Annotated in this window: 15 protein-coding genes; 7 read left to right on the top strand and 8 right to left on the bottom strand. The window is 70.7% G+C overall.

Annotation, left to right across the window (positions count from 1 at the left end; translation table 11 throughout):
- Positions 1–44: 44 nt before the first annotated feature.
- Positions 45–635 (top strand): TetR/AcrR family transcriptional regulator, encoded by a 591-nt coding sequence (locus ACZ6QQ_RS21290; protein WP_465878317.1) that lies wholly within the window; start codon positions 45–47, stop codon positions 633–635.
- Positions 636–682: 47 nt separating this feature from the next.
- Here the strand turns inward: ACZ6QQ_RS21290 and ACZ6QQ_RS21285 are convergent, their stop codons facing one another.
- Complete coding sequence (locus ACZ6QQ_RS21285; protein WP_465878315.1) at positions 683–2,122, bottom strand: GuaB1 family IMP dehydrogenase-related protein; 1,440 nt, start codon at positions 2,120–2,122, stop codon at positions 683–685.
- A gap of 95 nt (positions 2,123–2,217) precedes the next feature.
- Positions 2,218–3,984, bottom strand: a complete 1,767-nt coding sequence (locus ACZ6QQ_RS21280) for an acetyl/propionyl/methylcrotonyl-CoA carboxylase subunit alpha (RefSeq protein ID WP_465878313.1) — start codon at positions 3,982–3,984, stop codon at positions 2,218–2,220.
- A gap of 182 nt (positions 3,985–4,166) precedes the next feature.
- Here ACZ6QQ_RS21280 and ACZ6QQ_RS21275 point away from each other — a divergent pair, with 182 nt between their 5' ends.
- The 4 genes from ACZ6QQ_RS21275 to ACZ6QQ_RS21260 all read left to right on the top strand — a co-directional run bounded on the left by ACZ6QQ_RS21275 (position 4,167) and on the right by ACZ6QQ_RS21260 (position 7,992).
- Complete coding sequence (locus ACZ6QQ_RS21275) at positions 4,167–4,805, top strand: PadR family transcriptional regulator (protein ID WP_465878411.1); 639 nt, start codon at positions 4,167–4,169, stop codon at positions 4,803–4,805.
- Between the two features lie 151 nt (positions 4,806–4,956).
- Positions 4,957–5,916, top strand: a complete 960-nt coding sequence (locus ACZ6QQ_RS21270) for an ATP-binding cassette domain-containing protein (RefSeq protein WP_465878311.1) — start codon at positions 4,957–4,959, stop codon at positions 5,914–5,916.
- Between the two features lie 24 nt (positions 5,917–5,940).
- Positions 5,941–6,696, top strand: a complete 756-nt coding sequence (locus ACZ6QQ_RS21265) for an ABC transporter permease (protein ID WP_465878309.1) — start codon at positions 5,941–5,943, stop codon at positions 6,694–6,696.
- A 66-nt stretch (positions 6,697–6,762) separates the two neighbouring features.
- Positions 6,763–7,992, top strand: coding sequence for an MFS transporter (locus ACZ6QQ_RS21260; RefSeq protein WP_465878307.1), 1,230 nt, complete (start codon positions 6,763–6,765; stop codon positions 7,990–7,992).
- Positions 7,993–8,043: 51 nt separating this feature from the next.
- Here ACZ6QQ_RS21260 and ACZ6QQ_RS21255 read toward each other — a convergent pair whose 3' ends face one another.
- From ACZ6QQ_RS21255 to ACZ6QQ_RS21230, 6 genes are all read right to left on the bottom strand, one after another.
- Complete coding sequence (locus tag ACZ6QQ_RS21255; protein WP_465878305.1) at positions 8,044–8,697, bottom strand: O-methyltransferase; 654 nt, start codon at positions 8,695–8,697, stop codon at positions 8,044–8,046.
- 59 nt (positions 8,698–8,756) lie between these two features.
- On the bottom strand, positions 8,757–9,377 hold the full coding sequence (locus ACZ6QQ_RS21250; protein WP_465878301.1) for a Maf family protein: 621 nt from the start codon (positions 9,375–9,377) through the stop codon (positions 8,757–8,759).
- A 37-nt stretch (positions 9,378–9,414) separates the two neighbouring features.
- Positions 9,415–10,572 (bottom strand): type VII secretion-associated serine protease mycosin, encoded by a 1,158-nt coding sequence (gene mycP, locus ACZ6QQ_RS21245; protein WP_465878409.1) that lies wholly within the window; start codon positions 10,570–10,572, stop codon positions 9,415–9,417.
- A complete protein-coding gene (locus tag ACZ6QQ_RS21240; RefSeq protein ID WP_465878297.1) occupies positions 10,572–11,972 on the bottom strand; it encodes a hypothetical protein in 1,401 nt (466 codons plus the stop codon). The genes mycP and ACZ6QQ_RS21240 overlap by 1 nt, the downstream gene beginning before the upstream one ends.
- A complete protein-coding gene (locus ACZ6QQ_RS21235) occupies positions 11,972–12,421 on the bottom strand; it encodes a hypothetical protein (RefSeq protein ID WP_465878295.1) in 450 nt (149 codons plus the stop codon). Before ACZ6QQ_RS21235 ends, ACZ6QQ_RS21240 begins: the two co-directional genes overlap by 1 nt.
- Before the next feature lie 84 nt (positions 12,422–12,505).
- Positions 12,506–12,751, bottom strand: coding sequence for an acyl-CoA carboxylase epsilon subunit (locus tag ACZ6QQ_RS21230; protein WP_465878291.1), 246 nt, complete (start codon positions 12,749–12,751; stop codon positions 12,506–12,508).
- 160 nt (positions 12,752–12,911) lie between these two features.
- On the opposite strand from ACZ6QQ_RS21230, the gene ACZ6QQ_RS21225 reads away from it, so the two are divergent.
- Positions 12,912–15,038: a serine/threonine-protein kinase gene (locus tag ACZ6QQ_RS21225; protein ID WP_465878288.1), complete on the top strand. Its 2,127-nt coding sequence runs from the start codon at positions 12,912–12,914 to the stop codon at positions 15,036–15,038.
- A 59-nt stretch (positions 15,039–15,097) separates the two neighbouring features.
- Complete coding sequence (locus tag ACZ6QQ_RS21220) at positions 15,098–15,325, top strand: hypothetical protein (RefSeq protein ID WP_465878285.1); 228 nt, start codon at positions 15,098–15,100, stop codon at positions 15,323–15,325.
- Positions 15,326–15,376: the final 51 nt, after the last annotated feature.

The following is a 15,376-nucleotide window of genomic DNA, read 5'->3' as shown; positions in this document are numbered from 1 at the left end:
GGGGGGAGCAGGGGATCTTGTCTGTGGAAAGATAGGGTTGGGGGGTGACTGGGGAGAATGCGGTGGGAAAGCCGTACCACCATGGGGACCTGCAGCGGGTGTTGCTGGAGGCGGCGGTCGCGGCGATCGAGGAGTCCGGGCCGACCGCGCTGAGCCTGCGTGACCTCGCCCGCCGAGCCGGGGTCTCGCACGCCGCGCCGACCCATCACTTCGGCGACAAGGCCGGCCTGCTCACCGTGCTCGCCACCCAGGGCTTCCACCTGTTCGCGGACAACCTCGGACACATCCGCCAGCAGACCGGCAGCCTGCTCGAAATCGGCGTCGGTTACGTCCGGTTCGCCGTCGAGCACCGGGCGCACTTCGAGGTCATGTTCCGTCCGGAGCTCTACCACCGGGGCGATCCGTCGCTGGTCGCCGCGAAGCAGCGGGCGACCGACGAGTTGCAGGCCGGGGTGGCCACACTGGATCAGTCACCGGGCGACGAACGGGATCCCCGGCTCGCCGGGCTGGCCGCCTGGTCGATCGTGCACGGCTTCGCCACGCTCTGGCTCAGCGGGGCGCTGCCGCCCGACGTCGGCGACGACCCGGCGACGGTCAGTCGAGCGGTGCTCGCCGGACTCTTCCCCGTCGGCTGAGTCCCGCGAGCCGGACGAGGGCCCCGACCGGTGCCCCGAGCCGGGGCTCACCAGCCTGCCGGAAGGGCCATTCCCTCGGTGTAACCGGCGGCGCTCTGGACCCCGATCAGGGCGTTCGCCGCGAACTCGGTCAGGTTCGCCGCCCCGGTGTACGTGCAGGCGCTGCGTACCCCCGCGATGATCTCGTCGATCAGGTCCTCGACCCCCGGTCGGGCCGGATCGAGGAACATCCGGGCGGTGGAGATGCCCTCCTCGAAGACGGCTTTGCGGGCCCGGTCGAACGGGCTGTCCTCGGCCGTACGGGCGCTGACCGCCCGCGCCGACGCCATGCCGAAGCTCTCCTTGTAGCGCCGGCCGTCGGCATCGGAGTACAGGTCACCGGGGGATTCGAAGGTGCCGGCGAACCAGGAACCGATCATGACGTTCGAGGCGCCGGCGGCGAGGGCCAGGGCGACGTCACGCGGGTGCCGTACGCCGCCGTCGGCCCAGACGTGCCGGCCGAGTTCGGTGGCGGCGCGGGCGCAGTCGAGGACGGCGGAGAACTGCGGTCGGCCGACCCCGGTCATCATCCGGGTGGTGCACATCGCGCCCGGACCGACGCCGACCTTGACGATGTCCGCGCCGGCGTCGACCAGATCGCGTACGCCGTCGGCGGTGACCACGTTGCCGGCGACCAGTGGCACCGTCGGGTCGAGCGCCCGGACCGCGCGCAGGGCGGAGAACATCCGTTCCTGGTGGCCGTGTGCGGTGTCCACGACCAGGGTGTCGACCCCCGCGTCGAGCAGTGCCGCCGCCTTGCCGGCCACGTCACCGTTGATCCCGATCGCCGCCGCGACCCGCAGCCGTCCCTTGCCGTCCAGTGCCGGGCGGTACAGGGTCGCCCGCAGGGCCGCCTGCCGGGTCAGCACCCCGACCAGCCGCCCCTCGACGTCGACCACCGGGGCGAGTCGCCGCCGTCCCTGGGACAGCCGGTCGAACCCGGTACGCGGATCCGCCTCCGCCGGTACGGTGTGCAGCTCGGTCGACATCACGTGGCGTACCTGGGCGAACCGGTCGACGCCCTCGGTGTCCGCCTCGGTGACCACCCCGAGCGGACGGTTCTCCTCGTCGACCACGACCAGCCCGCCGTGCGACCGTTTCGGCAGCAGGTGGATCGCGTCGCCGACCGTGTCGGTCGGGCCGAGCGTGATCGCGGTGTCGTGCACCAGGTGACGTTGCTTCACCCAGCCGACGACCTCCGTCACCACCTCGATCGGGATGTCCTGCGGCAGTACGGCGATTGCCCCGCGCCGGGCCACCGTCTCGGCCATCCGCCGCCCCGCCACCGCCGTCATGTTGGCGACCACGATCGGAATCGTGGTGCCGGTGCCGTCGGTGGTGCTCAGGTCGACGTCGAGCCGGGACGCCAGGTCCGACCGGACCGGGGCCATGAAGACGTCGTTGTACGTCAGGTCGTGCGCGGGGGCCGCGCCGGAGAGAAACCGCACCCGATCATCATGCCCCCGACCCGGACCCGTTACTCCTGCTCAGCGGGACCGGAACGACAACCGGCCGGGAACAGCGGCCGGGGCGACCAGCGCCGTCAGCGGATGGTGCAGATGACGGCACCGGCGGTGATGACGGCGCCCGGTTCGGCGCCGAGGTCGCCGATCATCCCGGCCTTGTGGGCGTACAGGGGCTGTTCCATCTTCATCGCCTCCAGGACCACCACCAGGTCGCCCTCGGCCACGGCGTCACCGTCGGCGACCGCGATCTTGACGATGGTGCCCTGCATCGGCGAGGTCAGCGCGTCGCCACCGGCACCCGCGCCCGCCCCGGCACGGGTGGCGGAGCCACGGCCGGCGCCCCGGCGGGCCGCCGAGCCGGGGGCCGGGCTGGCGCCCGTACCGGTGCCGAAGCCGGCGGGGAGGCTGACCTCGAGCCGCTTGCCGCCGACCTCGACCACGACGGTCTCGCGGGGGCCGGCCGCCTCGGCGGCCGGGGCGGCGGCGGTGAACGCCGGTACGGTGTTGTCGAACTCGGTCTCGATCCACCGGGTGTGTACGGCGAACGGCTCGGCGGTGAAGGCCGGGTCGCGGACCACCAGCCGGTGGAACGGCAGCGCGGTCGCCATGCCGTCGAGGGTCATCTCGTCCAGTGCCCGGCGGGCCCGCTCCAGCGCCTCGGTCCGGGTCTCCCCGGTGATGATCACCTTGGCCAGCAGTGAATCGAAGTTGCCGCCGATGACGTCGCCGGCCGAGATGCCGGTGTCGACCCGGACGCCGGGACCGGAGGGCAGCCGCAGCGCGGTGACCGTGCCGGGTGCGGGCAGGAAGCCCCGGCCCGGGTCCTCGCCGTTGATCCGGAACTCGATCGAGTGCCCGCGCGGCGTCGGATCCTGCGTCAGGCGCAGCTTCTCGCCGGCGGCGATCCGGAACTGCTCGCGGACCAGGTCGATGCCGGCGGTCTCCTCGGTGACCGGGTGCTCCACCTGGAGCCGGGTGTTGACCTCCAGGAACGAGATGGTGCCGTCGACGCCGACGAGGTATTCGACCGTGCCGGCGCCGTGGTAGCCGGCCTCCCGGCAGATCGCCTTGGCGCTGGCGTGGATCTCGGCGCGCTGGGCGTCGGTCAGGAACGGCGCGGGCGCCTCCTCGACCAGCTTCTGGTGCCGGCGCTGCAACGAGCAGTCACGGGTGCCGACCACGACCACGTTGCCGTGCCGGTCGGCCAGGATCTGCGCCTCCACGTGCCGGGGCCGGTCCAGGTAGCGCTCGACGAAACACTCGCCCCGACCGAAGGCGGCGACCGCCTCCCGGGTGGCCGACTCGAACAGCGCCGGGATCTCCTCCATCGTCCGGGCCACCTTGAGCCCGCGACCGCCGCCACCGAACGCCGCCTTGATCGCCACCGGCAGGCCGTGGTCGATGGCGAACGCGATCACCTCGTCCGGCCCTTCGACCGGGTCCGGGGTGCCGGGCACCAGCGGGGCACCGGCCCGCTGCGCGATGTGCCGGGCGGTGACCTTGTCGCCGAGGTCGCGGATGGCCTGCGGGGTCGGCCCGATCCAGGTCAGCCCGGCGTCGATGACGGCGGCGGCGAAGTCGGCGTTCTCGGAGAGGAACCCGTAACCCGGATGTACGGCATCCGCGCCGGAACGGGCCGCCACGTCCAGCAACTTGTCGATCCGCAGGTACGTCTCGGCGGCGGTGTCGCCGTCCAGCGCGTACGCCTCGTCGGCGAGGGTGGCGTGCAAGGCGTCCCGGTCGGAGTCGGCGTAGACCGCGACGCTGCCCAGGCCGGCGTCCCGACAGGCGCGGGCGACCCGGACGGCGATCTCGCCCCGGTTGGCGATGAGTACCTTGCGCACGCTCGTCCTCTCCTGAGATGTCCTCGCCTCCCACCCCTGGCGGTGGGCACTGCGGGGGAGTTTATCGGCGCTTTTGATCAACTTCACCGGGCCGGCGTGTGTCCTGTGGCACTGAGCGTGCCCTGCCAAGCGCAACTTTAGTCAAATTTGTTTATTACGCTTGTGCTGTGTCGAGTACCCGCATGATGATTCTCGGTCTGGTCCGCTGGATGCAGCCGGTGCACGGTTACGACGTGCGCCGGGAGCTGCTGAGCTGGAGCGCCGACGAATGGGCCAACGTACAGCCAGGTTCGATCTACCACGCGCTGCGCAAGCTGACCGAGGAGGGACTGTTGCGCGAGGTGGCGACCGAGCAGGTCGGTGCCCGTCCCGCCCGGACCACGTACGAGGTGACGGAGAAGGGGGAGGACGAGTTCGAGACGCTGCTGCGGGACATGTGGTGGCGGTTGCAGACCCCGCCCGACCCGTTCGCGGCGGCCTTCTCGTTCCTGCCGGCCCTGCCCCGTGAGGAGGCGGCGGCGGCGCTGCGCAACCGGGCACAGCTCCTGCGCGCCGCGCACGAGTCCATGCGCGCCTCCCTCGATTCGGACTGGGTACGCAAGTCGAAGCCGGTCCACGTGGGCTGGATGTTCGAGCTGTGGATGGCCCGCGCGGAGGCCGAGAGCGGCTGGTGCGAGCGGATCGCGGAGCGGATCGAGTCCGGAGTGTCGTACCTGCCTGATCAACTGGCGGATGCGGCTGGTTGGGAAGCGATGCGGGCGCAGACCCAGGCGTTGGCCGAGCCCCGGACCGTAGCCCCCCGGGTGCCCGGTGACGAGTAGTACGCCCCCTCGATTCGAGTAATAATCAACCTTGACTAGAAAAGTTATATCGCGTTAGCCTCGGGCCGGGTATTGGGGTGGGCGCCTGCGGCGTTGGTCCCCGGGGGACGGTGGTCGGCGGTCTGCCGGCCCGACCAACCAGGAGCTGAAAATGATCGAGACCAAGGGGCTGCGGAAGTCGTTCCGCTCCCGCCAGGGTCGACAAACCAAGACGGTGGAGGCGGTGCGCGGCGTCGACCTGCTGGTGCGCGAGGGGGAGATCTACGGCTTCCTCGGCCCGAACGGCGCGGGCAAGACGACCACCCTGCGCATGCTGGCCACCCTGATCGAGCCGGACGGCGGAGAGGCCGTCATCGCCGGTGCCGACCTGCGCGCCGACCCCGGCGAGGTGCGCCGCCGGATCGGCTACGTCGCCCAGGGCGGCAGCACCTGGGACGAGTCCACCGCCCGCGAGGAACTCGTCCTCCAGGCCCGGATGTACGGCATCGGCAAGGCCGAGGCCCAGCGGCGCGCGGTGAACGCCCTGGCCGCCTTCGAGCTCACCGAGTACGCCGACCGCAAGTGCAAGACCTACTCCGGCGGTCAACGCCGTCGGGTCGACATCGCCCTCGGCATCATCCACGAGCCGAAGATCGTCTTCTTGGACGAGCCGACCACCGGGCTCGACCCGCAGAGCCGGGCCCACATGTGGGACGAGATCCGCCGGCTGCGCGCCGACGGGATGACCGTCTTCATCACCACCCACTACCTCGACGAGGCCGACGCGCTCTGCGACCGGATCGCGATCATGGATCACGGCGAGATCGTGGCCGAGGGCACGCCGGCCGAACTCAAGCGTGAGATCTCCGGCGAGATGGTGCAGGTCGGCCTCGACGCCGACGCCACCCCGAAGGCCGCGCAGGCCCTCGACACCCAGCCCTTCGTGCTCAAGCTGGAAACCCTCGACGAGGGCGGGCTCCGCCTCTACGTCGACGACGGCGCCACCGCCATCCCGCAGATCCTGCGCGCCCTGGACACCAGCGGCATCCCGCTGCGCGCGATCGAACTGCACCGGCCCAGCCTCGACGACGTGTTCCTCACCAAGACCGGCCGCTCGCTGCGCGAGTCCTGAGCCCACCCGCTACCGGAGACTCTCATGAAATTCGCCCGGGACACCTGGCTGATCTTCGAGCGGCAGATGCTGCTCCTCCTCCGTCAACCCATCTGGGTCTTCGTCGGCGTCTTCCAGCCGGTGATGTACCTGCTGCTCTTCGCACCCCTGCTCAAGCCGGCGCTGAACGCGCCGACCCAGGCCGACGCGTACCGCATCTTCGTGCCCGGACTGCTGGTGCTGCTGGCCATCTTCGGCGGCCTGTTCCAGGGCTTCGGCCTGATCGCCGAACTGCGCGCCGGAGTCATCGAACGATCCCGGGTCACCCCGATCAGCCGGCTCGCCCTGCTGCTCGGCCGATCCCTGCGCGACGTCGTGTCGCTGGTCGCCCAGGCGATCATCATCACCCTGCTGGCGCTCCTGTTCGGACTCACCGTCTTCATCGGCGACCTGCTGCTGGCGTACCTGATGCTGGCCCTGATCGCGCTGATGACCTCGGCCGTCTCGTACGGGATCGCCCTCATCGTCAAGAGCGAGGACGCGCTCGCCCCACTGATGAACACCCTCGCCCAGCCGTTGTTGCTGCTCTCCGGCATCCTGCTGCCGCTCACCTTCGCCCCCGGCTGGCTCCAGGCTGTCGCGGACTGGAACCCGTTCTCCTGGGCGGTCGAGGGAACCCGGGCGCTCTTCGCCGGAGACCTCGGCAACGACCGGGTCTGGCAGGGGCTCGGCATCGTGGCCGTACTCACCGCCGCAGCGGTCACCTGGGCGGCCCGCGAGTTCGCCCGCAGCGTACGTTAATCCGTTTCCCAAGGCTGTTTCACCTGTTCAACGGGGCACGCTCCCGGCGCTTGTAGCGTAAGGAGCGTGCCCCGCCTCCTTCATGACCGGATCACCTGGCTGACCTACGCCCAACTCGGCGTCTGGGGCTTCTTCCTCTACGGCTTCGGGCCGGTTGTCCCGCTGCTCCGCGACGAACAGGGCACCAGCGCGGCCGTCGCCGGCCTGCACAGCACCGCGCTCGCCGTCGGAGCCCTGCTCGGCGGCTTCCTCTTCCCGTCGCTGTCGGCGAAGATCGGTCGTGGGCGGACAAACTGGCTCGGGCTCACCGGCGTCGTCGCCGCGGTCGTCGTGCTCTGCCTGTTCCACACCCTGCCGGCCACCCTCACCGCCGCGACGATCGCCGCCACCTTCGGGTTCATGCTGGTCAACGGCGTCAACACCACCCTCGCCGACCACCACGGGCCCCACTCCCCGGCCGCGATCAGCGAAGCCAACGCCGTCTGCGCCGGCATGGGCATCATCGCCCCGATCGTCATCGGAGTCACCGTCGGCGCCGGCCTCGGCTGGCGACCCGCGATCGCCGTCGAGGTCGGGCTGATCGCGCTGGTCGCCGCGTCCGCGTTCGTCTTCCGGGTACGCCTACCGCACGGCACCCCCGCTACCGCGGCTGCCGGCACCCGGCCGGGGCGGTTGCCGCGGACATACTGGATCGCCTGGTTGTTGCTCGGCGTCACCGGCTCGATCGAGGTCTGCCTCTCCCTCTGGGCCGCCGACGTACTGCGCGGCAACGCCGGCATGTCGGCCGGAGCCGCCTCGGCGGCGCTCGCCGCGATCGTCGCCGGCATGTGCCTGGGCAGGCTGGCCGGCGGCCGGATCGCGCTCCGGGTCGCCCCGGTGCCGTTCCTGCTCGCCGCCCTCGCCGTCTCCCTCGTCGGGTTCGGCATCTTCTGGGCCGCGCCGATCGGCTGGCTGGCCGTCACCGGTCTCGTCGTCGTCGGGCTGGGCAACGCCATGCACTACCCGCTGGGCATCTCGATGGCGCTGGCCGCAGCACCCGGACAGCCCGACCGGGCGGCGGCCTACTCGTCGTACTCGGTGGCGATCGGGTTCGGCATCGCCCCGGTCGTACTCGGCCGGGTGGCCGACTCCGCCGGCCCGCACCTGGCCTTCCTGCTGCTGCCCCTGTTCATCGTGATCGCCGCGCTGCTCGCCCTGCGCCTGGCCCGCGCTCTGCGGCTGCCCCCGGCCCCCACCCCGCCCCTGGAAGCCCGGATCGACGGCCCCGCCGGACCGGCCGTCGAAGCCGCCACCTGAGACAGAAGCCGCCACCTGAGACACCGGTGGCGGCTTCCCGACCCGGAAAGGTCAGCGGCGGCGGGCCAGGGTGAGGCCATCGGCGATCGGCAGCATCACCACGTCGACCCGCACATCGGCCCGTACCTCGGCGTTGAACGCCACGATCGCCCGGTCGGCCTCGTCCCTCGGGGCGAGCACCCGACCCCCGCGCAGTACGTTGTCGACCGCGATCACGCCACCCGGCCGCATCCGGGGCACCAACTCGTCCCAGTAGATCGGGTAGCTCGTCTTGTCCGCGTCGATGAAGGCCAGATCCAGGTGCGGCTCGGTCGGCAGCGACCGCAGCCCCTCGGCCGCCGGCCCGATCCGCAACTCGATCCGGTCGTCCACCCCGGCCCGCGACCAGTACCGACGCGCCACCGAGGTGAACTCGGCGGAGATGTCGAAGCAGGTCAGCCGCCCGTCGGCGGGCAGGCCACGGGCGATGGCCAACGCCGACATCCCGGTGAAGGTGCCCACCTCCACGGCCTGCCGCGCGTTCACCAACCGGGTGAGGAAGGTGAGCAGCGCGGCCTGCTCCGGGGAAACCTGCATCTGGGCATCGTTCGGCAACGCGTCGACCGTCTCGTCGATCAACTCGCGGGCGATGTCGTCCGGTGGGGAACCGTGCGCGATCAGGTACGAGTGCAGTTCCTCGGTCAACGGCAGCGATCTCGTGGTCATGCTCAGACGCTAGACCAGTCACGACCGGGGACGGTAGAACCGCGCTCGGCCCGGTGCCGTCACCGCTTCCACAGGTCGGTGATCCGCAGGTCGAGTTCGCCGAGAAGGTTGCGCAGCAACGGCAGGGAGAGCCCGACCACGGTGCCCGGATCGCCCTCCACCCGCTCGACGAACGGGCCACCCAGCCCGTCGATGGTGAACGCGCCCGCCACCAGCAGCGGCTCACCGGTCGCCACGTAGGCGGCGATCTCGTCGTCGCTGATGGCCGCGAAGTGGACCGTCGTCGAGGCGACCGCCTCGGCCCGACGGCCACCGGTCACGTCGATCAGGCAGTGACCGCTGTGCAGTACACCCGATCGCCCGCGCATCTGCTTCCAGCGCCGGGTGGCGTCGTCGGCGTCGACCGGCTTGCCCAGGATCTCCCCATCGAAGGCGAGTACGGAGTCGCAGCCGAGCACGAGCGTTGTCGGCTCACTGGTCGGCCGGACCCGCTCGGTGATCGCCTCCGCCTTCAGCCGGGCCAGGTCGAGACAGAGCGTCTCTGCCAGCTCGGCGTTCGCCTTCGACTCGTCAACACCGCTGACCAGTACCTCCGGCTCGATACCGGCGGCGTGCAGGCTCTTGAGTCGGGCCGGACTGGCCGAGGCGAGCACGAAGCGGAGTTGGTTCGTCGGACCCATGAATCCGTACGCTACCGTGCCCGCCTCCGCTGCCCGCTCAGGCCGGGTCAACGGGCGGCGCACCCCGGCCGGCAGCACGGCGATGCGACCGTACGACGAGCACGGCGATGACGATGGCCAGCGCCAGGAACACGGCGAAGACGGTCAGCAGCGTGCCGGTACTCATGCCCCGAGGAGCCGCAACGGGCGGGCTCGCGGTCGGGGTCGGGCCCGCGGTCGGGCTCGCCGAGGCGGACGCACGCGCCGACGCGCTCGCCGCCAACGGGGGTACGTCGGCCGTCAGCGCCGCCATCAGATCGAGTACGCCGTCGCCGTACTCGTCATCATGTCCGGGCGGCCCCTTGTCGACGGCCGTCGCCGTCAACCGATGTACGACCTCCTCGGCCGAGAGGTCGGGATACCGACTCCGAATCAAAGCCGCCGCCCCCGCCACGATGGCAGTCGAGGGCGATGTTCCGGTTCCCCTGCTGTAATTGCCGTCGAGGCTCGTGCTGTAGATGTCGACCCCTGGTGCAAGTACCCCCATCTTGTTGCCTTCTACGGAGATTTCGGCTCGGTTCCCATTGCGGTCGCTTGCGCCAACGGCGAGCACGCCCTGGTAGGAAGCAGGGAAACCGATCCCATAGCTCTGAGGCAAGTTCCCGGCGGAGGCCACGATCACGATGTTGGCCGCGATTGCTTCCCGAACGGCTTCAGCTTCACGAGGTGAGGTTCCGCCACCAATCGATATACTTATTACCTGCGCCTGCCTGGCTATCGCCCATTCAATTCCCTTCGCGACGTTGTCGCTGTCTGGCTCTCCGGGGCGGCGAACGTAGCGGATCGGGAGAATCTTGGCCCTTGGAGCGATCCCTAAAGCCCCATTGTTGCCGGACTTGCCGTGCCCGCCGATGAGTCCCGCCATTCCAGTACCGTGGCTATCGATGTCCTGGCGGCCATCACCGGTGCCGCCCGGAAAGGTCTCGGTGCCTGGTAACAGATTGTTGTGCAGATCTGGGTGTGGATCAACGCCGGTGTCGATGACGGCGACGGTGATCCCCTCACCCTGGGTCAGCTTGTGGGCCTCGGCCACCTTTAGATACCGAAGGTGCCACTGGTCATCGCGGATGCGGTCGGCGTGTGCCGGCCCTGCCGATAGGACCACGATGGTCGTTGCGCAGAATGCAGCAATGGCCCCGCGAACCGTACGCAAGATCACCGATCGAACCCGATAGCGGGTCCGGGATCGATTCGGCCGATTTCCCGAGGTGCGCGCATGACGGGTGCGACACCTTCTTCGGTCTCCCACGGGTTGTCCGGATCCCAGCGCTGGCCGGTCTCGTCGTCGCTGTCACGCGCGCCGGGGCGACCGTGCGGGACAATCGAGCGTTGGCCGCCGGCGGCACCGACCGGTGTTACCCCGCCGGGCCGCTGGCCCGCGCCGCCCATCGGAGCCGCGCCACCTACGCCACCACCACCGATCATCCCGCCCACGGGATTGATCTGTCGGGCCGGTGACATGCCTGCCCCTGGCTGTCCCACCCCCGGCATCGCCCCGATCATGCCGCCGGGCGGCATGGCACGAGGAAGGTTTGTCACCCCACCAACGCCTGGCTTGGTCAGTCCACCGGTGGCGGGACTGGTGCCGAGCGGGCTGGGGTAGGTGGGGCCGAAGCCGCCCGGAGAGGGGGGCAGCGGCGCCGGGAAGCCCGGCCCGATACCGGGAGGTGTGGGCGGGGTAGGTGTGATGACAGGCGGGGACACCGGGGGAGCCGGAGGACCGGGAACAGCCGGAGTAACGCCGCCAAGCGTCGGACCATTGCCACCGAGAACCGGCCCGACAGACGGCGCCGACGGCGCCGGCACTGTGTACTGCACCGATGGGTTACCAGTCGGCATTGCTGGACCCGGACCGTTGGTCGGTACAGGCACGACGGGTGGGACTACCGGCGGCGACCCTCCGCCGTAAACGTCTGGGTTGTCTTCGCCGTAATCGGTAGGTCGTCCCCGGTACGGAGGGGGCTGTCTTAGTTGGGCTTGGGCTTGGACGAGTTCGCCGCTGAGGCCGTACATGACGACGCGGGCTCGATTGTTCAGGCGATCGAGGTCGGCCTGGGTCACCGGCGGTGTGGGCGCCGGTCCGGGCGAGGGAGACGGGGTGGGGGTCGGACTCGGCGAGGGGGTGGGGGGCGAAGCGGCCAGGGTGCGCTCGTACTGCAGCTTCGCGGCGAGTTTGCGCTCGTACTCGTCGTGGATCGTCTTGAGTTCGCGGCGCGCGTCGCTGATCGCGCTGGTGGCGCCGGACAGGGCTGAGCGGTTGGCGATGGCCGCCTCGTACGACTGCTCGACGCTCTCGATCAGGAAGTCCAGCCGTTCGACGTACGCTCTCGACGCGGCGCTCTTCTCCGGCGGCCAGGCCTGGATCAGGCCCTCGCGGTACGCCCGGAGGCGTGACATGTGGGTCCCGGCCAACTCGTGCGTGCGCTTCCAGCCGGTCACGTGCTGCCAGTGACCGTCGGTCTGCTGGTTCTCCAGCGTCGCCCACATCTGCTTGACGTCGTACTCGTACCAGTTGGTGGTGCCGGAGTAGCCGCCACCGGCGTCGGCGATGAGCATCAGGACACTCCCGAGTTGTCCGTGGCCGGGGGCGGGGTGGTGGTGCCCGGTTCGGGCAGGCGCGCGGCCGAGGTCTTGTCCAGTGCGGACTCGACCTCCTTCACCCGGGCCAGGGCGAACGCGTCGGCCTTGCCGTAGTTCTCGCTGACCTCCTTGGCCGCCTGGGCGAAGCCACCGGTCGCGTCCCGGTAGTGGAAGACGACGTTGGTGCTGTCCTGCTGGATCGCCTGGTGCGTCTGGAGGAACGAGACCAGCTCGGGGAACTCGGCCGCCGGCTTCGGTATCTCCGCGGTCACGTCCTCGCGGAGGTAGTCCAGGTGCGGGGCGTAGTTCTGTCGGACCTCGGCGTCGAGGTTGGCGGCGAACTCCTCCATTTTGCTGATGTCGGCTTCGATGTCGCCGTAGTCCCGCAACCAGGCCGGCGGAAGATCCTCCTCGGGAATCGCCATGTGTCCCCTCCCCAGGTGTCACGGCGGTGCTGCCCACCCGAGGCTAGTCGGCGAGGGCCCGTGTCAGCAGCCCCGTTCGGATGTTCAACGGGGCAGTCCGGACAACCGCCAGGCATCGATACTCGGACGTGCGGGTAGGCCGGATGCGGACACCGTACCGGGTCGCGACGCGCGCACCCAGGGTGACCCGGTGGTGCGGCGGGCCGGCGCGGCCGGTCTCGGGCGCAGCAGGAGGGCACCCACCAGGGCGGCGAGTTCCTCTGCGGTGGGCGTGCCCCGGATCACGCGGAACGCCGGCTCCCGGTCGGGTACGGCACGAGGGTCAGACATGGTACGAGGGTACGACGCCGGTTGACGTGCCCGTACGCAAGGGAACGACCCCGACCGTAGGTTGCACCGGGCAACCGAGGTACGTCTCACATGTGCGGGTAGGTCTCACATGCGCGTGCCGCTGGTGTAAGGAAGCTCCGGTCCGGGTACCGTCCACGGGATGTCCGAGGCGCCCCCCCAATTGATCGCTGACCGGTACCGGCTCGTGGAGCCGCTCGGTCAGGGCGGCATGGGCCGTGTCTGGCGTGCCCGCGACGAGGTGCTGCACCGCGATGTGGCCATCAAGGAGTTGGTCCCGCCACCCGGACTCACCACCGACGAGCGGCGCGAGATGCGCGAGCGCTCACTGCGCGAGGCACGGGCGATCGCCCGGCTCAACAACATCAACGTGGTCCGTGTCTTCGACGTGCTGCGTACGGACGCCGACCCGTGGATCGTGATGGAGTACGTCCGGTCCCGGTCCCTGCAGGACACGCTCGCCGCCGACGGGCCGGTGTCGCCGGGGCGGGCGGCCGAGATCGGGCTCGGCGTGTTGGGTGCGCTGAAGGCGGCACACAAGGCCGGTGTCATGCACCGCGACGTCAAGCCGGGCAACGTCCTGCTCGGCGAGGACGGTCGGGTGGTGCTGACCGACTTCGGGCTGGCCACCGTGCCGGGGGACCCGAACGTGACCCGTACCGGCCTGGTGCTGGGGTCGCCCGCGTACATCGCTCCGGAGCGGGCGCGGGACGGCACCGCCGGTCCGGAGGCGGATCTCTGGTCGCTGGGCGCGACGCTGTACGCGGCGGTCGAGGGGCAGTCGCCGTACGCCCGGTCGTCGGCGATCGCGACGCTGGCGGCGTTGGCGACCGAGCCACCACCGCCGGCGAAGCGGGCCGGACCGCTGAAGGCGGTGCTCAACGGGCTGCTGCGCAAGGACCCGACGCAGCGGATCACGGCCGACGTGGCCGAGCGACTGTTGCGGCGCGCGTCGGACAAGCGGCCGCGCGGGGCGATCTCACTGCTGGACGGGGTACGCCGGCCGAGCCCGTACGGGCCGCGCGAGGCGCGTACCCGGGTGGTGCCGCTGCCGGCGCAACGCCAACCGACCCGGCCGGCCGAGGCGGCGGAGCCCTCGTCGTCGTCCATCGCCGACTTCATCGGTACGGGTGCGTCCGGACCCGTCGTGCCGGTCGTGCCGCCTGCCGCTGCGGCTGCCGCCGAGGCCGCCGCTCCGGATCGGGCCGATGTCGACCCCGCCGAGCGGCCCGCCACCACGACCACCGCCGAATCCGCTGACACCTCGTCGAGCGGGGCTGACCGGGACGATCAGGTCGATCCACCCGCGCCGGCCGTTGACGGGAGCGTGAAGCTGGGCGCCCCGGTGGCCGACCCCTCGTCGGCTGACTCGGACGACGAGCCGCCGCCGGTCACCGCCACGGGTTCCGCCGCAGCACCGGTTTCCGTCGTCGCGGCGGATCAGGCGGAACCTGCCCTGGTGGCCGCCGCGCCGACCGAGGTCGTCGGTGGGGCGGCGCGCGGGCGCACGTTCGGTCCGTTCAAACCGCGCTCCGACACGGACAACGAGGGCTCGTTCCTCGGCAGGCAGCGGTTGTGGCTGATCGGTGGGCTCGTCGCGCTGCTGCTGGTCGCGCTGGTGGTGATCATCCCGCTGGCGAACCGTGACGACCCGGACGACCGGAACACGGCCGGGTCCCCCGGCGGGGAGCCGACCGCGTCGGCGTCCGCCGCACCCCCGGCGGCCACCACGGCGCCGGCCACTGCGCCGCCCACCGACGCCCCGACGGTCGCGCCGACCAGCCCGGCCGGCCCGCCGCCGATCACCCGGGGCTCGGGTCCGCTGCCGGCGGGCTGGACCTGGCACAAGGATTCGACCGGGTTCACCGTGCCGGTGCCGGTCGGCTGGCGGGTGCAGCGCAACCGGACCTCGGTCGAGTTCAACGAGCCCAATGGTGCCCGGATGCTCATGATCGATCAGACGAGCACCCCGGAGTCGGACGCGGTCGCGGACTGGACCCGTCAGGAGCGGGCCCGGGTCGGCGCCGGTCGGTACCGCGACTACAAGCGGGTCACCATCGAGAAGATCGACTACTTCCTCGAAGCCGCCGACTGGGAGTGGACCTACACCTCCAGCAACGGCAACCCGTTGCACGTGGTCAACCGCGGGTTCGTCACCGGCCCGAAGCACGGGTACGCGATCTACTGGTCGACGCCGGCCGGCGCGTGGCAGGACAACCTGGACGAGCTGAAGCTCATCTCGGACGGATTCCTTCCCGCACCGGGCTGATCCGCATGACCTTCCCTCCGTCGGGGTACTGCTGACGCAACGACGGAAGGAGGTACGACATGAGTTTCCGACAACGTACGACGAAGCCGAGTGTGGCGCTCTGGATGCTGGTCGCCGTCGGCGATCTCGCGTTGATCCTGGCGAGCTTCGGGATGGTCGCGCTGATCGCACTCGCGAGCGTCGTGACCATGGCCGTCGGGGTGGTTGGCGCCTGGCGGCTGCTCCGGCCGAGCGCGCCGGCCGGTGAGGTGGCGCGGGCCCCGATGACTGCCCGGCGGAGGGCTTGAGCGACTCCGACGGGTCTGCTGTCCCGGACGGAACGTCGAAGTGTGGTGTCC

The organism is Micromonospora sp. NPDC049529, assembly GCF_055586685.1.
Note: the sequence above shows the minus strand (reverse complement) of the source record. Positions and strands in the feature narration are given on the sequence as shown.